Raw genomic sequence first — 18898 nt, 5'->3', positions numbered from 1 at the left:
GTAATGTGTGACCCGCGCATCTGACACTTACATGCGTCGGCTGACCGGGCCTGCCTCACCGCTCAGCGGACGCCTGCCCCCGGGAGCCCCCACATGCCCGTCACCGCCCGGTTCCGAAGGATGATCCAGGAGACGGCGGGCGGGCTGCCGCGCCGGTTCTGGTGGCTCTGGTTCTCGACCCTGGTCAACCGGCTCGGCGCCTTCGTCGTCACTTTCCTGGCGCTCTACCTCACCAGCAGCCGAGGATACTCGGCCGGCTACGCGGGACTGGTCGCCGCCCTGTTCGGCCTCGGCGCGGCGCTCTCCTCGATCGTCGCCGGGGTGCTGACCGACCGGATCGGGCGCCGCCCGACCCTGCTCGCCGCCCAGCTCGGCACCGCGCTGTCCACCGCCGTGCTCGGCTTCATGGACGGCCAGGTGGCGATCGCCGCGGTGGCCTTCCTGGTCGGCTTCTGCAACAACGCCTCCCGGCCGGCCGTCTCGGCGATCATCGCGGACATCGTCCCGGCCGCCGACCGGGTCCGCGCCTACTCGCTGAACTTCTGGGCGATCAACCTGGGCTTCGGCCTCTCCTCGGCGCTCGCCGGGCTGATCGCCACCCACGGCTACCTCACGCTGTTCCTGCTGGACGCGGTCACCACGGCGCTCTGCGCGGTGGTGATCTTCATCAGGATCCCGGAGACCAAGCCCGACGCCCCGGCCGTGAAGGCCGACGAACCGGCGGTCGGCATCGGCACCGTGTTCCGCGACAGCCGCTTCATGGCCGTGGTCGGCCTCACCCTGCTGCTCGCCCTGGTGATGCAGCAGGGGTCGACCACCCTCGCGGTGGACATGGGCCTCAAGGGCATCACGTCCACCGAGTACGGCCTGGTGATCGGCCTGAACGGGCTGCTGATCGTGCTGCTCCAGATCCCGCTCACCCGGTGGGTGGAGCGGCGCAGCCGTTCGGCGATGCTGACGGCGGCCGCGCTGTTCATCGGCTGGGGGTTCGGGCTGGCGGCCCTGGCCGGGTCGTCCGCCTGGTTCTACGCCTTCACGGTGGCGGTCTGGACGATCGGGGAGATCCTCTACACGCCGACCCTGATGGGGCTGATCGCCGAGCTGTCGCCGACCCACGCGCGGGGGCGCTACCAGGGCGTCTACTCGCTCTCCTGGTCGCTCGCCTCCTTCCTCGGCCCGGCCGCGGGCGGGGTGCTGCTGGAGCGGGCCGGCGGCGGGGTGCTGTGGGTGGCGTGCGGGGTCTGCGGCACCGTCGCCGCGGCGGGCTACCTGCTGCTGGGCAACCCGACCGGCGGCCGGGCCGGGGAGGACGTGGCGGTGGCGGTGGCGACGACACCCATCGCGGAGGTCGAGACCGGGAAGGCCCCGGCGGGCGCCTGACGTCAGTCGGTGTCGGCGGGCGCCGCCAGATGGGCGAAGGCGGCCAGGTTGCGGGTGGACTCCCCGCGCTTGGTCCGCCACTCCCACTCGCGCCGGATCGCGGTGGCGAAGCCCAGCTCCAGCAGGGTGTCGAACGGCTCGTCCGCGTTCTCCAGCACCGTCCCGAGCAGCCGGTCCACGACCTCCGCGGTGAGGGCCTCCAGCGGCAGCCGGCCGGCCAGGTAGACGTCGCCGAGCGCGTCGATCGCGTACCCGACGCCGTACAGCCGGGTGTTGCGCTCCAGCAGCCAGCGGTAGACGGCCTCGTGGTTCTCGTCCGGGCGGCGGATCACGAAGGCGTTCACCGACAGGGTGTGGTCGCCGACCCGCAGGGCGCAGGCGGTGCTCAGCTTCCGGGTGCCCGGCAGGGCCGCCACCAGCGTGTACGGGTCGGTGGCGGCCGGCTCCCAGGCCACCCCGGCGTCGTCCAGGGCGGCGCGCAGGAGGGTCAGGGCCTCGTCCTTGGTGCGGATTGCCATGGGGGTGACGTTACTCGTCGGTACCGGTCGGGCGCAGCCTCACTCCGCCCGACGTCTCTCAGGCCAGCCGCTGCCGGGCCACGGCGAACCGGCCGACCGGCGCCATGCTGCCCGCGTACACCTCGGCGGTGCGCGCCGCGGCGGTGTCCCAGCCGAAGCAGGCCGCGTGCCGGGCCGCCGCCTCGCCGCGCCGGGCCGCCATGGCCGGGTCGGTGACGTACGGCTCCAGGGCGTACGACCACTCCACCGGATCGTGGCCCTTCACCAGGCTGCCCGTCTCGCCGTCCCGCACCGCGACCGGCAGGCCGCCGACCGCGGCCGCCACCACCGGGGTGCCGCAGGCCTGCGCCTCCAGCGCGACCAGCCCGAAGGACTCGCTGTACGAGGGCATCACCAGCGCCGTCGCCGCCCGGTACCAGTCGGCGAGCTGCGGCTGGCCGACCGGCGGGTGGAACCGCACCACGTCGCAGATGCCCAGCTGGGCGGCGAGCTTGTGCAGGCTCTCCGGCCGGGCCAGCCCGGTGCCGGACGGCCCGCCGACCACCGGCACGACCAGGCGCTCGCGCAGCTCCGGGCGGCGGTCGAGCAGCGCGGCGACCGCCCGCAGCAGCACGTCCGGGGCCTTCAGCGGCTGGATCCGGCCCGCGAACAGCAGCACCGCGGCGTCCTGCGGCAGGCCCAGCCGGGCCCGCGCGGCGGCGGACGCCTGCGAGCCGTCCGGGCGGAAGACGTCCAGGTTGACCCCGGGGTGGACGACGGCCAGCTGGTCCGGCCGGGCGGCGTAGTGCAGGGCCAGCTCGGCGGCCTCCTCGGTGGTGTTGGCGATCAGCCGGTCGGCCGCCTCCACCACCTGGGTCTCCCCGATCACCCGGGCCGGGGGCTCGGGCGTGTCGCCCTCGGCCAGCGCGGCGTTCTTGACCTTCGCCATGGTGTGCATGGTGTGCACCAGCGGCACGCCCCAGCGCTGCGCGGCCAGCCAGCCGACCTGCCCGGAGAGCCAGTAGTGGGAGTGGACCAGGTCGTAGTGGCCGGGGCGGTGGCCCGCCTCGGTGCGCAGCACTCCGTGGGTGAAGGCGCACAGCTGGGCCGGCAGGTCCTCCTTGACCAGGCCCTCGTACGGCCCGGCGGTGACGTGGCGGACCAGCACGCCCGGGGCCAGCTCGACCGTCGGCGCGTCGTCCGAGGAGATCGACCGGGTGAACACCTCGACCTCGATGTTCAGCTCGGCCAGGCGCTTGGCCAGCTCGACGATGTAGACGTTCATCCCCCCGGCGTCCCCGGTGCCGGGCTGGTGCAGCGGCGAGGTGTGCACGCTCAGCATGGCTATCCGGCGCGGACGGCGGCGGCCGGGCACCAGCGACTGGAGCCGACCGCGTGCGGGTGCGGTGGGCTGGGCACGGCGTACCGAACGGACGGGGTGCTGGATCACCTGGCTGAAGCCTCCTCTGTGCGGCCCGTCCGGGCGCCCGCCAGGCCGCCCGCTGTCCGGTGTGCGCTGCCCCGTCCGGGCACACATCACCACCAGTGTGCCAACCGCACGGACCTCGCCCGGCATTCCCGCCCCGGCCCATTGGTCGGGGCGGTCGACATCGCCCCAGGTCAGCGCGGTGTGGTCGGCGGTCCGACTACCCTTTCCGGCATGGCTGCCTCCTTCGACCCCCCGTCCGCCGCGCCCGCCCGCGGGCGGAGCGGGCGCCCGGTGGGGACGGTCACCCGGGGCACCACCAACACCAACCGGCTGCGCCGGATGGACCGCTGGATCGCCCACGCCCTCGGCCGCGCGCTGCGCGCCGCCGAGCGCCCGCCGGTCGCGGTGGACCTCGGCTACGGCGCCGCGCCGTGGACGGCCGTCGAGCTGGCCGGGCGGCTGCGCACGGTGCGGCCGGACGTCCGGGTGGTCGGGATCGAGATCGAGCCGGAGCGGGTCGCCGCCGCGCTGCCGTACGCCGTGCCGCCGCTGCTCACCTTCCGGCGCGGGGGCTTCGAGGTGCCGCTGGACGGCGGGGCGCCGGCCCAGCTGATCCGGGCCGCCAACGTGCTGCGGCAGTACGACGAGTCGGCGGTGGCCGGGGTGTGGGAGCGGCTGTGCGCGCGGCTCGCCCCGGACGGGCTGCTGGTCGAGGGCACCTGCGACGAGATCGGGCGGCGGCACGTCTGGGTCGCGCTCGGCCCCGAGGGGCCCCGGACGGTGACCTTCGCGGCCCGGCTGGGCGGCCTCGGCCAGCCCTCCGACCTGGCCGAGCGGCTGCCGAAGGCGCTGATCCACCACAACGTGCCGGGGCGCCCGGTGCACGCCTTCCTGGCCGACTTCGACCGGGCCTGGGCGGCTGCCGCGCCGTACGGGGCGTTCGGGGCGCGGCAGCGCTGGGTGGCGGCGTGTACGGCGCTGGCGGGCAGCTGGCCGCTGGTGGACGCGCGCGGGCGGTGGCGGCAGGGCGAGGTCACGGTGCCCTGGTCGGCGCTCGCGCCGTAGTCGGCCGCCGCCGCTGCTCGCCACGGGGCGAGGGGCCGGTCGCCGGGCGGTCTGGTGGGCGACACATCCGCTTCACTCGAACGAGTTATCGAATAACTCTGGCGTGTTGACGCCCCGACAGGTCACGATGGTCCCGGCCGAGCAGTGCCGCCACCCAGCGCCCGGTCAGCCCTCCTGCCCGAACAGCTCCCGCCGGGCCCGCTCGAACACCCCGTACATCTCCGACCCGAACAGCACGAACCGCACCTCCGCCAGCTCCGCGCCCGCCTCCGCGTCACCGCCGTCCAGCACCCGAGCGACGGTGTCGAGCGCGATCCGGGCCGCGTCCGCCGGCGGCCAGCCGTAGATCCCGGCCGACACGGCCGGGAAGGCCACCGTGCGCGCACCGAGCCCCGCCGCGGCGCGCAGCGACTCGCGATAGCAGGAGGCCAACAGCTCCGCCCGCTCCTCGTACTCCTCCGCCCGATACACCGGCCCGACGGTGTGCACCACCCACCGGGCGGGCAGCCGTCCGGCCGTCGTCGCCACCGCCCGACCGGTGGCCAGGCCCTTGCCGTAGTGCGAGGCGCGCAGCCGGCGGCACTCCTCCAGGATCCGCGGCCCGCCCTTGCGGTGGATCGCGCCGTCCACCCCGCCACCCCCCAGCAAGGACGAGTTGGCCGCGTTCACCACGACGTCCGTCGACTGCTCCGTGATGTCGCCCTCCACCAGGGTGATCCGAGTCGCCGCCGTCACTTCCACCACGTCCTTCGCTGCCTCGTCCGAGTCCGGCCGCCACACCCGGCACCGTCGTGGCACTGGCCACAACGGCCCGGTCGGCCACAGAAATCCCCGGAGATCACGTTATGGTCGCGAGAAGTTCCCCGGCACCCGGTCGGGCACTGCGGACGGACGCCGGCCGTTACGCAGTCGGGGAAAGGGAGGAACCACCGATGCCCGCAACGGGAGACGGGCGGGCACCTGGTGCCGCTGACCTGTCGGGCGCCCATGGCGGCGCCCCCGTCGGCCATGCCCGCAGCCGCGTCACGACCGGCCCGGCCGCGGCGGCTCCCCCGATACCCCACCCCCGCTCGCGGGCCGCGCACGCCGGCCACCCGTCGCACATCTCCGAGCCGGGCGGCGCCCCGGCGGCGGACGGCCCGGCCGACGGCGGTCCGCTGCGGCTGCTGGTCATCGAGGACGACGCCTCGGACGCCCAGCTGATCAAGGCCGCGGTGGCCGGCAGCGGCACCTCGATCGAGATCCACTGGGCCCGCGGCCTGGACCAGGCCACCGAACTGCTCGCCCCGCCCGCCCCCTGGGCCCGGCGCGGGCGCTCCCGCACCCCCGAGTTCGGCTGCGTGCTGCTCGACCTCGCCTCGCCCGCCGACCTGCCGCACCCGTCCGACGCCTCCGACGGGCTGGAGGGGCTGCACGAGCTGCTGCGCCGGGCACCGCACACCCCGGTCGTGGTGCTCACCGACGCCGCCGGGGCCCAACTCGGCGCGGCCGCCGTCGCGGCCGGCGCCCAGGACTTCCTGATCAAGCACGAGACGGACGGCCCGCTGCTCGCCCGCGCCCTGCGCTACGCCGTCGAGCGCAAGCGCGCCGACGAGTCCCAACGCCGCCTGGTCGAGGCCGAACTGCGCGGCCAGGAGAACGCCCGCCTCCAGCGCCACCTGCTGCCCACCCCGCTGCTCGACGGCGCCGGGCTCTCCTTCACCCGGCGCTACCGCCCCGGCCGCCGCCGCGCGCTGCTCGGCGGCGACTTCTACGACGCCGTGCGCACCGACGACGGCGCCGTCCACGTCGTGATCGGCGACGTCTGCGGCCACGGCCCGGACGAGGCCGCGCTCGGCGTGGCGCTCCGGATAGCGTGGCGCACCCTGGTCTTCGCGGGCCTCACCGGCGAGACGCTGCTCACCACCCTCCAGCACGTGCTGGAGCACGAGCGGCGCAGCGACGAGATCTTCGCGACGCTCTGCATGCTGGTGATCGAGCCCTCCAGGCCCTCCGAGCCTGCCGAGCCCTCCGAGCCTGCCGAGACCGGCGGGCCTGCCGAGACCGGCGGGCGCGGCACCGGTGAGCGGGCGCGGCTCTACCTCGCCGGGCATCCGGCGCCCCTGCTGCTCGGCCGCGACCACGAGCCGCTCACCCTGCCCTCCGACCACGCCGGGCCCGCGCTGGGCCTGCTGCCGTGCCACGACGGACAGTCCACCTGGCCCGCCCACGAGGTCGAACTCCGGCCCGGGTGGCGGCTGTTGCTCTACACCGACGGACTGATCGAGGGCCGGGTCGGGGCCGGATCGCGGCGACTGGGCCAGGACGGGCTCGCCGACCTGGTCGGCGACCACCAGGCCGCCGGGCTGACCCGGGGGCGGCTGGTGGACAGCGCCATCGCCGAGGTCGAGGAGCTGAACGGCGGTGCGCTGACGGACGACGTCGCGGTGCTGCTGCTGGAGCGCAATCCGACGCAGCTGTTCCTGGGCTGACCAGTCGGGGCCCGTTCGGTGGGCTGGACATGCGGCGGCCCGGGCAGGTGAACTCCCTGCCCGGGCCGCCGTGTTGTCCGCCACCGGTCCTACCAGGGGCCGTACGGGCCGGTGTTGCTCCGGCCGCCCCGGCCGCCGCCTCCGGTCAGTGCCCGGATCGCCGGGCGGACGTCCACCACGTAGACGATCGAGGCGACCAGGCCGGCCAGGGTGCCGATGCCGGTGAAGAAGTTCACCCCGAACAGGAAGTCCCAGCCGAAGGAGATCGCCAGGATCGCCACCCAGAAGCCCTTGGTCTTCTTGTCGGCCGCCCGGTACGCGTCCTCGCGGCGGGTGACCGCGTCGACCAGGGCGAACGCCTTGTAGGCGAGGATCGCGACGGTCGCCCACCAGATGGGATTCAGGTAGGAAAAGGCCAGAATCTGCAACACTCCGACCATTTGCGGTCTCCTCTGCTCTCTACTCCGGCGCTGCGACCGCCGCCCATCCTGGCATGACGACCGCCCGCAACCGGGTCAACGTCCCGCGGTGGCCGGATGTGCCCCCGGTCTCACTCCCCGGCTTCGGCGGCGTCCCGGCCGGCCCGGACGGACTTCTTCGGGGCGGGCTCGACCTCGGCCGGCTCGGCCGCCGGCTCGGGCTGCGCGGCCTCCTCCGAGGCTCCCGGACGGGCCTTGTCCACCACGACCTTGCCGCGCTCGGCCAGCTCGTCGTACGTCTCCTTGGCCTTCACCGCCAGCTCGACCGCGCGGGCCACCTGCTGGAGGGCGAAGCCCTGGGCCCGCTCCTGGAGCGCCTTGAGGTCGGTCGGCAGGGTGGTGACGGTCTCGGCGACCTTGGCCTGAGCCCCGGTCAGCAGCGACTGCGCCTCCTGGAGCTTGGCGGTGGCCATCTCCTGGGTGCCCTTGCGGTCCGCCGCCAGTGCCTCGACCCGGCCCGGCACCTCGCGCAGCTTCTCGTACGCGAGGTCCCCGACGCCGGCCAGGGCGTACAGCGGGGTCGGGTCGCCGAGGGTCTTCTTGATCTCATCGGTGATGGGCATGGTTACCGGTCCTCCCGGTGGGTGTGCGGGGTGGCTGGGCCGTCGGCCTCCGAACGGGGGGCCGACGCGGCGTTCTCCTTGAGGAAGGCGTCGTAGACCGCGAGCAGCGCCTGCTTCTGCCGCTCGTTGATCAGCGGATCGGCCAGGATCGAGGCCCTCAGCTCCAGGCCCTCGCCCCGCCGCTCCTCCAGGATCCCGGCCTGGACGTACAGCGTCTCCGCCGAGATCCGCAGCGCCTTCGCGATCTGCTGGAGGATCTCCGCGCTCGGCTTGCGCAGCCCGCGCTCGATCTGGCTGAGGTACGGGTTGGACACGCCGGCGGCCTCCGCCAGCTGCCGCAGCGAGTACTGGGCGTTGCGGCGCTGCTCGCGGATGTACTCGCCGAGCGAGCCGACGTTCAGTGAGGCCATGGGGACAGCCTGAAGCACCCTGCTTGCCATGGCAAGCGGAGTGCTAGCGACGAGCAAACAGCCTAGGCCAGGTGGTTGAGGAGAAGGGTGGTGAGCTGTTCGGGGGTGCGCAGCGGGAGGTAGTGGTCGGCGCCGGGGACGAGGTGGCCCCGGGCGCCGGGGATGTCGGCGGCGAGGCGCCGGGCGATCGCCGCGATCTCCGGGTGGTCGTGGTCGCCGTGGACGACCAGAGTGGGCGCGGTGACGGAGCCGAGCTGGCGCTCGGCGTCGCGGGCCGGGGCGCCGGCGAGGTGCTGCTCGCTGATGATGCGGCGGGCCGCGTTCTCCTCGACCATCGTCGCGATCAGCTCGCCCCCCGTGGCCCCGCGGCCCATCGCGGCCCAGACGGAGAGCTCCAGCTCGGCCAGGACCGCCGTGTCGCGGCGCCGCCGGGCCTCCGCGTAGGCGGTGGTCTCCGGGGACGGCGGCCAGTCGTGGCCGCTGACCGAGGCGCCGACCAGGCCGAGCGCGGTGACCCGGTCGGGGTGGGCGAGGGCGAAGTCCAGCGCCGTCTCCCCGCCCATGCTCAGGCCGACCAGCGCGGCGCTGCCCAGACCGAAGTGGTCCAGCACGGCGCCCAGGTCCTCGATGTCGTCGAAGGTCCGCTCCGGCGCGTCGGAGCGGCCGAGGCCGCGGGCGTCGTACCGGATCACGTCGTGGTGCCGGGCCAGGGCCGGGGCGACGGCGTCCCACAGCCGGGAGTCCATGCCGGATCCGTGCAGCAGCACCACCGGGCTGCCGCCGCCGCGGCGCTCCGCCCACAGTCGCCCGCCGCCGGGGGCGGGGACGTGGACCTCGACGACGGAAGGATCGATGTGCGAGCTCATCCGGTGATCATGGCAGAGCCCCCCGGCGGCCCTGTCGAGCGTTTTCGGTCGGGCGGGACGCGATCGAACGGATTCGACCAGGCGGACTCGCTCAGGCCGACGCGGTCAGGCCGACGCGGTCAGGCGGACTCGGGCAGCCGGATCGGCATCAGGACGGAGAAGGTGCCCGACCGGCCGGGGGTGCGGACGGCCAGCGGGGCGATCGGGCCGCCGAGTTCGAGGAGCAGCTGTCCGGGCCCGGCCGCCGCGGGCGTCCGCCCGGCGTCGAGGGCGTCCAGCAGGAAGTCCCGGTTGACGGCCAGCAGGTAGCCCTCGGGCGCCGGGTCGTCGGTGACCGCCAGGCGGCCGTCCCCGGCCAGGGTCAGGAGGGTGACCGCGCAGTCGGCGCCGCCCGGGCCGGAGGGCAGGGTACGGGTGGCGCCGGTCTCCACGGCGGCGCGCAGTTCGGCGGCGGAGAGGGTGATCCGGTGCTCCGGTTCGAGCCGGGTGACGGCGCGGTGGTCCGGGTAGTCGAAGTCCAGGGCGGCGCCCTCCACCCGATGCTCCCCGAGTTCGGCGCGGACCAGCCCGCCGCCGAGGGTGAGCGCCACCTCGGCCGCTCCCGCGCCGAGCAGGGCACGCAGCGCGTCCACCAGCGCGGTCGGGACGATGGTGCCGGCGGTCGGCCCGTCGACCGAGGCGGCGCAGTCCGCGGGCACCTCGGCGAAGGCCATCCGGTAGCGGTCGGTGGCGACCAGGCGCAGCACCGGGCCGTCCGGCTCGAAGAGCACGCCGGCGATCGAGGGCTGCTCGGGGTCGCCGGCGACGGCGAAGCGGACCGCGTCCAGGGCGGCCGCGAGGCCTTCGGCCGGGACGGTGAGCCGGAGTTCGGCGGGGGTGGTGGTCATCGGCTGCTCCCTCTGGTCGATCATCGCGTGGATCAGGGAGAGCTCGCGGCGGGCGTCGGCGAGGCCGTCCTCCAGCCTGCGCAGGTGTGCGTCGAGCACCCGTCGGGCCTCGCCACTGCCGGGTGCGGCGCCGAGTACGGCGCGGATGGTCGGCAGCGGCAGGCCGACCCGACGCAGCCGGGCCAGCAGTCGGGCGTCGGCGAGTTGGCCGGGCCGGTACCAGCGGTAGCCGGTCTGCGGGTCGACCCAGGCGGGTGCGAGCACCTCGGCGCCGTCGTAGTAGCGCAGGGTGCCGACGCCCAGGCCGCTGGCGCGGGCCAGCTCGCCGATGCTGTGCAGCTCGCTCTCCATGCCGGTGACTCTGCGGGCTCGACCTGGTCGAGGGTCAAGCCGTGGGTCGGGCCGGGCCGGTGAGGTGGGCGAGCTTGTGCGGGTTGCGGACGGCGCGCATCTCGGAGATCCGTACGGTGCCGTCGGGCTGCTCGGCCAGCTCGAACACGAAGACGGAGTCCAGCGCGCCGTTCACGGTGAGCAGGGCGCCGGGCACGCCGTTGACCAGGACCGGCCGGACGCCGACCGCCTCGCCGTGCTGGCGGAGCACCCCGAGGATGAAGCGGGCGAGGTTGTCGGCGCCGGTGACCGGTCGCAGCGCGGCGCGGATCACGCCGCCGCCGTCGGTCCAGGCGGTGACGTCGGGGGCGAGCAGTTCGAGCATCCGGTTGAGGTCGCCGCCGACGCAGGCCGCCAGGAACTCGTCGGTGGCCCGGCGGCGCAGCTCGGGCGGGGCGTCGTAGCGCGACCGGCGGGCGCGCACGTGCGCCCTGGCCCGGCTGCCGACCTGGCGGCAGGCGGCCTCGGTGCGGTCCAGGGCCTCGGCGATCTCCTGGTAGGAGAAGCCGAAGGCCTCCTTGAGCACGAAGACCGCCCGCTCCAACGGGGACAGGCTCTCCAGTAGCACCAGCAGGGCGACCGAGACGGTCTCGGCCCGTTCGACGCCGTCGGTCGCGTCCGGCTCGGCGACCAGCGGCTCGGGCAGCCAGGGGCCGACGTAGGACTCGCGGCGGACGGCGGCCGAGTCCAGCTTGTTGAGCGCGAGGTTGGTGACCGTCCGGGCCAGGAAGCCGCCGGGGCTGGCGACCGGGCCGGTGACCCCGCTCCAGCGCAGCCAGGTGTCCTGGACCAGGTCCTCGGCGTCGGCGACGCTGCCGAGCATCCGGTAGGCGATGCCGAAGACCATCCGCCGGTGCTGCTCGAAGTCGGCGAGGCGGGTGTCAGACGTGTCGGTCACGCCGGGGACGCTACCGCACGGTAGGGGTCCCGGGCGGGAGGTCTCGTACGCGGGAGCGGGGGTGGGGGTGCAAGGGCTGGGGCGAGGGTGAGGGCTGGGCTGGGGCGAGGGCGCTCAGCGCAGCAGCGCCGAGACGTTCTGGGTCTCGCAGACCGCCCGCCAGACGGCCTTGACGTCCCAGCCGGCCGCCAGGGCCTGCTGGACGGTCCGTCCACCCAACTCGCTCATCACGTGGTCACTGGCGAACGACTCGGCGTACGCCTCACCGAAGTGCTCGTACATCCGTCGCCAGAACTCCCTCAGCTTCATGGCTCCAGTATCCCGTCCACCGGTGCGGCCCCTTCGCCGAGGCCTCCCGACCTGCCCTCTTACGGACAGATCTGTTTGCTTGATCGGGGAGAGACCGCCTTCGCCGACGTCGCCCTCCCGGTCGTCGATCCGGCCGACCTCGCCGCGGTCGCCGCCGCCGCGCTGCGCGAGGCCGGCCACCACGGCCGCGTCTACACCCTCACCGGGCCTGAGGCCATCACCCCCCCGCCGGCAGGCCGCGGCGATCGGCGCCGCGATCGGCGAGGAGGTCTCCTTCGTCGAGCTCAGCCGCGAGCAGGCCCGCGCGCACCTCTCCCGGCTCCTGCCCGAGGCCGTCATCGACGGCACCTTGGGCATCCTCGGCTCGCCGCTCGCCGAGGAGCAGCTGGTCAGCCTCGACGTCGAGGCGGTCCTCGGCCGCCCGGCGCGCACGTTCGCCGACTGGGCCGCCGGCGCCGGCCCGGCCTTCCGGTAGGCCTTCCGCTGGGCCTGCCGCGGGGCCTTCCGCCAGGCCTTCCGGTGAGCCGCGAAACCCCGGCCCGCGGCGCCGCGCCGGGACTCACTCAAGGTCATGGTTGAAAGTTGAACGAAAGTGGCCTATGCTCAAGTCAACAAGTTGAAGCCTAAACAACCGGCTTCGAACCAAGGAGGAAGCCATGGGCCTGTTCAACCGCACCAAGACCGTCACCGCCCCCGCCGCCGCCCAGACCCCGGCCGGGCCGGACCTCGCCCACCTGACCGGCGACTGGGCCATCGACAGCACCCACAGCGAGATCGGCTTCTCGGTCCGCCACGCGATGGTCACCAACGTCAAGGGCCGCTTCACCGAGTACGACGGCAAGCTGCACCTGGACGGGACCCACCCGGGCAACTCCTCCGCGGAGCTGGTGATCAAGGTCGCGAGCGTCGACACCAACCAGGCCCAGCGTGACGAGCACCTGCGCACCGGCGACTTCTTCGCCATCGACACCCACCCGGAGATCCGCTTCCGCAGCACCTCCGCCCAGCTGATCCACGGCGACTCGTACCGGATGACCGGCGACCTCACCATCAAGGGCACCACCCGCTCGGTCGTGCTGGACCTGGAGTACACCGGCAGCGCCACCGACGCGTACGGCGCCAACCGGGTCGGCTTCGAGGGCAAGGCCGTCGTCGACCGCACCGAGTTCGGTCTGACCTACAACGCGGCGCTGGAGACCGGCGGCGTGCTGATCGGCGAGAAGGTCAAGCTCAACTTCGACATCTCCGCCGTCAAGGCCGGCTGAGTCCGCCCCCGGGACCACCGCCCCTGCCCGACCCCCCGGGGCAGGGGCGGTTCCGGCTGCCCCGGCGGCTCTTACGACTCTTTCGACTCTTACGACAGCAGCGCCGCATCCGCCGCGGGCAGCCAGCTGCCCGGCGGGCGGCGCAGCCAGCCCTCGGCCGTACCGAGCGCGCCCGCCGCCCCGGCCAGCGCCCGCAGCCCCGGGTGGCGCTCACCGGGCCGGTGCACCAGGCTGACCAGGCTCAGCGGCACCGGCTCCACCAGCGGTACCGTCACCGTCCCCGGAATCTGCGGCCCGCCGACCGTGGTCAGCATCGGATCCCCGTGCCGGGCCAGGTAGCGGGCGGCCTCGTCCACGCCGACCGGCGGCACGTGCGGCGCGGCCGCCGTCAGGCCGTGCTCGTGCAGCAGCCGGGCGCCGAGGTCGGCCCACTCGGTGGTGGCCGGGTTTCCCGCGCAGATGTCGACGGGATGCCCGACCAGGTCGGCCGGCCGGATGACGGGGCGACCGGCGAGCGGATGGGTGTCCGCCATCACCAGCGCGATCGGCTCCAACCGCACCGGTAGTTGGGCGAGTCGGCCGCGCGCCGGAGCGGGCAGCCCGGCGAAGCGGCCGAAGGCGGCGTCCAGCCGGTGGGCCAGCAGTTCGGCGGCGGCCGCGGCCAGTCCGCCGTGGAAGCGGGCCAGCAGCTCACCCTCCGGCCAGTCGGCGCGGGCCCGTTCGAGCACCCGGTCGGGGGTGAGGTCCGGGCCGGTGACATCGCTGTTGAGGTCGACCAGCAGCGGACGGGCGGCGGCCCCGGATCCGCCCGCGGCCGCGGCCTCGGCCAGGATCTCGTCGTGCAGGGCCAGGAACCGACGGGCTCTGGGCAGCAACTGCCGTCCGGCCGAGGTGAGTTCGACACTGCGGGTGGTGCGGTCGAACAGTGCGCCGCCGAGCAGCCCCTCCAACGCCCGGACGTCCCGACTGAGGGCCTGCTGGGCGATGTGCAGCCGCTCGGCGGCCCGGCCGAAGTGCAGGGTCTCGGCGGTCGCGACGAAGCCGCGGAGCAGGCGGGGGTGCAGGTCGCGGGGCATGGGCGGCAGATTAACAACAGCGTGTTGTGAGTGCGACGGAATAGGTGTTGGACGGCCGCCCGGCGGCGGCACCAGGCTGGGAGCGCCCCCTTCCACCCCCCCAGCTGGGGCCCCCTTCCACCCCGCTCACAGGAGCCCGATGCCCCCGCGCGCCTCCCTCGCCTCCTACCGGCGGCTGTTCTCGGCCCCCGGCGCCGCCGCCTTCACCCTGGCCGGCCTGCTCGGCCGACTGGCGCTGTCGATGTACGGCGTCTCACTGGTGGTGCTGCTCTCCGAGCGGCGCGGCTCGTACGGGCTGGCCGGTGCGGTCTCGGCGGTCGGGCTGGTCACCGGCGCGATCGGGATGCCGCTGATCGGACGGCTGGTGGACCGGTACGGGCAGGCGCGGGTGACGGTGCCGGCCGCGCTGTACAGCGTCGTCCCGATGGCCGCCATGGTGCTCTGCGTCCGGCTCGGCGCGCCCGGCTGGACGCTCTTCCTCAGCTCCGCGGCCTGCTCCGCCATGCCCAACCTCGGCGGCATGGCCCGCTCCCGCTGGGCGCACCTGCACCGGGACGACCCGGCCGCCCGGCACCTGGCCAACTCCTTCGAGCAGGCGCTGGACGAACTCTGCTTCATGGCCGGGCCGGTGCTCGCGATGCTGCTCTGCACGACGCTCGCCCCGGAGGCCGGACTGCTCGCCACCGGCGCCCTCGGCACCGTCGGCGCCCTGCTGTTCGCCGCCCAGCGACGCACCGAACCCCCGCTTCCCGTACGGGAGTCCGCCGACCGGCGGCACGGCTCGCCGCTGCGGGCGCCCGGACTGCGGGTGCTGGTGCTGACCTTCCTGGCCACCGGCATGGTCTTCGGCGCGACCGAGATCACCACCGTGGCGTACGCCGACACGCTCGGCCACAAGGCCTCGGCCGGACTGCTGCTGGCCCTGGTCGCGGGCGGCTCCTGCGTGGCCGGGCTGCTGTTCGGCCTGCTCACGCCGCGCCGGGCGCCCGCCACCCGCTTCCTGCGCTGCGCCGCGGCGATGGCCACCGTGCTGCTGCTGCCGCTCGCCGCCGGGCTGGGCGGGGCCGGGCTCGGGGTGCTCGGCGTGGTGCTGTTCGCGGCCGGCACCGCCACCGCGCCGACGATGGTGACGGGGATGACGCTGGTCCAGGAGCTGCTGCCGCAGCGGCAGTTCAACGAGGGGATGGCGATGGCGGTGTCCGGCATCGTGGTCGGCATCTCGGCCGGGGCGGCGCTCGCCGGGACGGTCGCCGAGCACGCCGCCCCGGGCACCGGCTACGCCCTGCCCGCCGCGGCCGCCACGCTCGCGCTGCTGATCGCGCTCGCGGGGCGGCGCCACCTGGCGGGACGCGGGGCGCCGGACGGGCCGACCGATGGAGCGCCGGATGGGGCGCCGAACGGGCCCGCGGAAAATGGCGAGCAGATTGTCAGTGCCACCCTCTAACGTCGAGGCATGGGGGAAATCACCTACGTCCGAGGCGATGCCACCACGCCCCAGGGCAAGGGCGTGAAGGTGATCGCGCATGTCTGCAACGACCTCGGCGGCTGGGGCAAGGGCTTCGTGCTCGCGCTCTCCAGACGCTGGCCCGAACCCGAAGCGGCGTACCGACGCTGGCATCGGGAGCGGGCGAAGAACGACTTCGGCCTCGGCGCCGTCCAGTTGGTGCCGGTCGATCCGCACGTCTGGGTGGCCAACCTGGTCGGCCAGCGCGGTATCCGCACCGGGCGCTCCACCGGAGTGCCGGTGCGGTACGAGGCGATCGACACCGGGTTGGTCGCGCTCGGCGAGCACGCGCTGCGGCTCGGCGCCTCCGTCCACATGCCGCGGATCGGCTGCGGCCTGGCGGGCGGGCGCTGGGAGAAGGTCGAGCCGCTGGTCAGCGCCCGGCTGACGGCCCGGGGCGTCCCGGTGACCGTCTACGACGTCGACTGATCCGACCCGACCTCACCCGCTTCCAAAATCCCTACGACCGATCCGCCGGATCCGACCGGTCGGATCCGACCGCCACCCGCCCCGCGGGCCAGGCGTACACGTACTCGGGCAGCAGGAATCCACCGGGGAACTCCCCCACCTGCGCCCGGACCCGCTCGGCGCCCTCGCGCTCGTAGAAGGCGATCGCGCGGGTGTTGTCCCGCAGCACCTCCAGCGAGAGTGCGGCTCCCGGGTGCCGCTCGGCGACATGGGCACGGGCCGCGGCCAGCAGCTCGTGGCCGATGCCGCCACTGGTCAGACCCGGGCGCACGTGCAGATTGTCGATCAGCACTCCGCCGTCCGGCTGCGGCACCAGATAGATGAAACCGACCGCCTCACCGGCCCGCTCCGCCACCAGGAGCTCGGGCGTGTTCTCCGGCTCCCCGTAATCGGCGGCGAGCCTCAGACTCCACAGCTCACGGCGCTGGGCGACCATCCCGTCGCCCAACCCCTCCTCCGGGACGATCCCGGTGTAGGTGGTGCGCCAGCTGTGCGCGTGCAGCTCGGCGATGAACCCGGCGTCCTGCACGCCGCCGCGCCGAATGACGGTCTGCCCTGAACTGATCATCCGATCAGCCTCCCACAGAGATGGAGTTGAACATGTTCAACGGAAGCGTCTACAGTTCCGTCATGTTTTTGAACGCGTTCGAATCAACGCGGGCGGTATTCGTGGCACCGGGTGCGGAGGGGGCATCCGGTAACACCAACACCGACACCGGTTGGAACGTCGTCTCCGGCTAGGCTCGTGCTCGTGGACGACCTGGCAGCGACGAACCGAACGGACGGCGAGAACGGCACGGCCGAGACCTCGGCCGTGCCCGACCCGGAGCACGGGCCCGCGGCGGAGAGCGGGCCCATGCCCGGCGGCCGGGCGCAACCCAAGACCGACAAGAGTGAGGCGACCCGGGCGCTGATCCTGGAGACGGCCATGCGGCTGTTCCAGGAGCGGGGCTACGAGAAGACGACCATGCGCGCGATCGCCACCGAGGCCGGTGTCTCGGTGGGCAACGCGTACTACTACTTCTCGGCGAAGGAATTCCTGATCCAGGGGTTCTACGACCGGATGACCTACGACCACGCGGCCGACGCCAGGCGCCGCATGGCCCACACCCGGGACTTCGCCGAGCGGTTGCAGATCGCGCTGGAATCCTGGCTGGACACCGCCGCGCCGTACCACGAGTTCTCCGCGCAGTTCTTCCGCACCGCCGCCGATCCGAGCAGTTCGCTCAGCCCGTTCTCCAACGAGTCCCACCCGGCTCGGGCAACCGCCGTGGAACTGTTCCGCGACGTCCTGCAGGGCTCGGAACTGGCGCCCAAGCTGGACGCCGAACTGGTCGAGCTGCTGCCCGACGTGCTCTGGCTGCACCTCATGGTCGTCGTCCTCTACTGGGTCTTCGACCGCACCGAGGACACCGAGCGGACCCGGGAGTTCGTCCGGCGCTCGACCCCCATGGCCGCCCGGGTGATCAACCTGTCCCGTTACCGGGTCTTCCGGCCGATCGTCCGCGACGCCAAGGGCCTGATCCAGGACTTCATCCTGCCCACCATCGGCAAGACGGCGGTCAAGTAGCGCCCACGACCAACACGTAAGGCCGGCCCGCAGCGCGTGCGGGCCGGCCTTACGCGTGTGCACGACGTCCTCGGCTCAGAACTCGGTCGGGGTCCAGGCCTGCGCCGGGGTGCGCAGCAGCAGATCGGCGGCGGCCGCCGCGCCCGGACGCAACTCGGTGAGCAGAGCGGCCGAGGCCAGCCGGGACGCCGTCTCCGCGCCCAGGTAGAGCGAGCCCAACTGCGAGGCGCCGAGGGCGAGATCGGCGTCGTCCGCGGTCCGGACGCAGCGGCCGGTGCCGTCCTCGGCCGCCTCCAGCGCCCAGCGGCCCGAGGCGTAACCCAGCTTGTCGTCGACCTCCAGCACCACCCGGCCGGGGGCGCCGTACGTCCGGGCGGCGAACGCGGCCTCGACGTCCAGCAGCCGCAGCCACATCATGTCCGAGTTGTTCTCGTGCGGGGTGGCCGCGCGCCGGTCCTGGAGCAGCAGCGGCAGCGGGTCGTCCGGGCCGAGCTTGGGCACCTCGACGCGGGCCACCCAGTCGACGGAGAGCACCAGGCGCCACAGTTCGACGGACGTGGGCAGGTCGAGGGCGATGAACTCGTCCACGGTGAGCGTGCAGTCGGGGTACGCGTGGTCCCACTTGCTGGTGACCCGGTAGATCACCAGGCCGGTGACCGTACCGTCGGCGTCCCGGTGGACGGCGGCGAACGGCTCCTTGAACCCCTCGCCCGGCACCGGGATCTCGCCGGTGTTGCGCTCCCACCAGACCGCGCTGCGCTCGATCGCGCCCGGCTGGGTGCGCCGCCAGCGCTCGTGGAGGTCGGATCCCAGCTCGCGCAGTTCGGCCATGGTCACGAAGTCGATCCGGCCGCCGGGGACGCCCGGCAGGCCGTCGCGCAGGCCCCGGGTGCGGCGCAGGTCGATCTTCCAGCCGCCACCCCGGGTGGCCGGGCCGAAGCCGAACCGGCCGTAGATGTTGTACTCGGCGGCGAGCAGGATCGCGACCGCGCAGCCGCGCTCGGCGGCGGCCGCGAGATCCCGGCGCATCATCGCGCTGAGCAGGCCCCGGCGGCGGTGGGTGGCGCTCACCGTGACGTTGGTGACGGCGTCGGCCCGCACGAACGAGCCACCGGGGACGGTCAGTGCGGTGTCGAAGCTGCGGAAGGTGGCGATCTGGCGCTCGCCGTCGAACCCGGCCAGCATCCGGCCCGGCTCGAACAGCTTGTGGCGCAGCTCCATCGCGGCGCCCACGTCGGGGCGCATGAAGCCGAAGTTGAGTGCCCGGCTCCACTCCTCCATCTCGTCCGCCGAGACGGCCCGCACCAGGAGCCCGTTCACGGTGTCGACGGCCGTGTGATCACTGTTGCCCATGAGGCCACCGTACGGCGG

Annotated in this window: 21 protein-coding genes; 8 read left to right on the top strand and 13 right to left on the bottom strand. The window is 74.0% G+C overall.

Features of this window, described 5'->3' with window-relative positions; genetic code table 11:
- Positions 1-93: 93 nt before the first annotated feature.
- Positions 94-1380 (top strand): MDR family MFS transporter, encoded by a 1287-nt coding sequence (locus tag QWJ13_RS10905; protein ID WP_316522947.1) that lies wholly within the window; start codon positions 94-96, stop codon positions 1378-1380.
- A gap of 2 nt (positions 1381-1382) precedes the next feature.
- Here the strand turns inward: QWJ13_RS10905 and QWJ13_RS10900 are convergent, their stop codons facing one another.
- Together QWJ13_RS10900 and mshA are read right to left on the bottom strand one after the other, a co-directional pair.
- Positions 1383-1898 (bottom strand): type III secretion system chaperone family protein, encoded by a 516-nt coding sequence (locus tag QWJ13_RS10900; protein ID WP_316522945.1) that lies wholly within the window; start codon positions 1896-1898, stop codon positions 1383-1385.
- A gap of 58 nt (positions 1899-1956) precedes the next feature.
- Positions 1957-3324: a D-inositol-3-phosphate glycosyltransferase gene (gene mshA, locus QWJ13_RS10895; RefSeq protein ID WP_432277495.1), complete on the bottom strand. Its 1368-nt coding sequence runs from the start codon at positions 3322-3324 to the stop codon at positions 1957-1959.
- A gap of 213 nt (positions 3325-3537) precedes the next feature.
- On the opposite strand from mshA, the gene QWJ13_RS10890 reads away from it, so the two are divergent.
- Positions 3538-4371: a class I SAM-dependent methyltransferase gene (locus tag QWJ13_RS10890; RefSeq protein ID WP_316522943.1), complete on the top strand. Its 834-nt coding sequence runs from the start codon at positions 3538-3540 to the stop codon at positions 4369-4371.
- Between the two features lie 165 nt (positions 4372-4536).
- On the opposite strand, the gene QWJ13_RS10885 is transcribed toward QWJ13_RS10890, so the two are convergent.
- The gene (locus tag QWJ13_RS10885; protein WP_316522941.1) at positions 4537-5106 is read right to left on the bottom strand and encodes an O-acetyl-ADP-ribose deacetylase; all 570 of its coding nucleotides are present in this window, start codon (positions 5104-5106) and stop codon (positions 4537-4539) included.
- Positions 5107-5303: 197 nt separating this feature from the next.
- On the opposite strand from QWJ13_RS10885, the gene QWJ13_RS10880 reads away from it, so the two are divergent.
- The gene (locus tag QWJ13_RS10880; protein ID WP_316522939.1) at positions 5304-6842 is read left to right on the top strand and encodes a PP2C family protein-serine/threonine phosphatase; all 1539 of its coding nucleotides are present in this window, start codon (positions 5304-5306) and stop codon (positions 6840-6842) included.
- Positions 6843-6931: 89 nt separating this feature from the next.
- On the opposite strand, the gene QWJ13_RS10875 is transcribed toward QWJ13_RS10880, so the two are convergent.
- The 7 genes from QWJ13_RS10875 to QWJ13_RS10845 form a co-directional block, all read right to left on the bottom strand.
- On the bottom strand, positions 6932-7282 hold the full coding sequence (locus tag QWJ13_RS10875; RefSeq protein ID WP_316522937.1) for a DUF2516 family protein: 351 nt from the start codon (positions 7280-7282) through the stop codon (positions 6932-6934).
- Positions 7283-7392: 110 nt separating this feature from the next.
- Positions 7393-7884: a hypothetical protein gene (locus QWJ13_RS10870; RefSeq protein WP_316522935.1), complete on the bottom strand. Its 492-nt coding sequence runs from the start codon at positions 7882-7884 to the stop codon at positions 7393-7395.
- 2 nt (positions 7885-7886) lie between these two features.
- Complete coding sequence (locus QWJ13_RS10865; RefSeq protein ID WP_316522933.1) at positions 7887-8294, bottom strand: helix-turn-helix domain-containing protein; 408 nt, start codon at positions 8292-8294, stop codon at positions 7887-7889.
- A 62-nt stretch (positions 8295-8356) separates the two neighbouring features.
- A complete protein-coding gene (locus QWJ13_RS10860) occupies positions 8357-9160 on the bottom strand; it encodes an alpha/beta fold hydrolase (RefSeq protein ID WP_316522931.1) in 804 nt (267 codons plus the stop codon).
- A gap of 119 nt (positions 9161-9279) precedes the next feature.
- Complete coding sequence (locus QWJ13_RS10855) at positions 9280-10398, bottom strand: DNA polymerase III subunit beta family protein (RefSeq protein WP_316522929.1); 1119 nt, start codon at positions 10396-10398, stop codon at positions 9280-9282.
- Between the two features lie 34 nt (positions 10399-10432).
- Positions 10433-11284: an RNA polymerase sigma factor SigJ gene (gene sigJ, locus QWJ13_RS10850; RefSeq protein WP_432277494.1), complete on the bottom strand. Its 852-nt coding sequence runs from the start codon at positions 11282-11284 to the stop codon at positions 10433-10435.
- A gap of 165 nt (positions 11285-11449) precedes the next feature.
- A complete protein-coding gene (locus QWJ13_RS10845; RefSeq protein ID WP_316522926.1) occupies positions 11450-11644 on the bottom strand; it encodes a DUF3046 domain-containing protein in 195 nt (64 codons plus the stop codon).
- A 79-nt stretch (positions 11645-11723) separates the two neighbouring features.
- Between QWJ13_RS10845 and QWJ13_RS10840 the strand changes: the two genes are divergently transcribed.
- Both QWJ13_RS10840 and QWJ13_RS10835 read left to right on the top strand, forming a co-directional pair.
- Positions 11724-12119, top strand: a complete 396-nt coding sequence (locus QWJ13_RS10840) for a hypothetical protein (RefSeq protein ID WP_432277478.1) — start codon at positions 11724-11726, stop codon at positions 12117-12119.
- A 181-nt stretch (positions 12120-12300) separates the two neighbouring features.
- On the top strand, positions 12301-12909 hold the full coding sequence (locus tag QWJ13_RS10835) for a YceI family protein (protein WP_316522924.1): 609 nt from the start codon (positions 12301-12303) through the stop codon (positions 12907-12909).
- Between the two features lie 89 nt (positions 12910-12998).
- Here the strand turns inward: QWJ13_RS10835 and QWJ13_RS10830 are convergent, their stop codons facing one another.
- On the bottom strand, positions 12999-13985 hold the full coding sequence (locus QWJ13_RS10830; RefSeq protein ID WP_316522922.1) for a LysR family transcriptional regulator: 987 nt from the start codon (positions 13983-13985) through the stop codon (positions 12999-13001).
- Between the two features lie 139 nt (positions 13986-14124).
- On the opposite strand from QWJ13_RS10830, the gene QWJ13_RS10825 reads away from it, so the two are divergent.
- The gene (locus QWJ13_RS10825) at positions 14125-15429 is read left to right on the top strand and encodes an MFS transporter (protein WP_316522920.1); all 1305 of its coding nucleotides are present in this window, start codon (positions 14125-14127) and stop codon (positions 15427-15429) included.
- A 9-nt stretch (positions 15430-15438) separates the two neighbouring features.
- Positions 15439-15918 carry a macro domain-containing protein gene (locus QWJ13_RS10820; protein ID WP_316522919.1) on the top strand — a complete coding sequence of 160 codons (480 nt, stop codon included), beginning with the start codon at positions 15439-15441 and terminating at the stop codon, positions 15916-15918.
- A 31-nt stretch (positions 15919-15949) separates the two neighbouring features.
- On the opposite strand, the gene QWJ13_RS10815 is transcribed toward QWJ13_RS10820, so the two are convergent.
- Positions 15950-16525 (bottom strand): GNAT family N-acetyltransferase, encoded by a 576-nt coding sequence (locus QWJ13_RS10815; protein WP_316522918.1) that lies wholly within the window; start codon positions 16523-16525, stop codon positions 15950-15952.
- Between the two features lie 183 nt (positions 16526-16708).
- Here QWJ13_RS10815 and QWJ13_RS10810 point away from each other — a divergent pair, with 183 nt between their 5' ends.
- Positions 16709-17527, top strand: a complete 819-nt coding sequence (locus QWJ13_RS10810) for a TetR/AcrR family transcriptional regulator (protein WP_316522916.1) — start codon at positions 16709-16711, stop codon at positions 17525-17527.
- A 75-nt stretch (positions 17528-17602) separates the two neighbouring features.
- On the opposite strand, the gene QWJ13_RS10805 is transcribed toward QWJ13_RS10810, so the two are convergent.
- Complete coding sequence (locus QWJ13_RS10805) at positions 17603-18880, bottom strand: GNAT family N-acetyltransferase (RefSeq protein WP_316522914.1); 1278 nt, start codon at positions 18878-18880, stop codon at positions 17603-17605.
- Between the last annotated feature and the right edge of the window lie 18 nt (positions 18881-18898).

Source organism: Kitasatospora brasiliensis, from assembly GCF_032654805.1.
Classification (GTDB): domain Bacteria; phylum Actinomycetota; class Actinomycetes; order Streptomycetales; family Streptomycetaceae; genus Kitasatospora; species Kitasatospora brasiliensis.
This window is presented reverse-complemented; position numbering and strand designations above follow the sequence as displayed.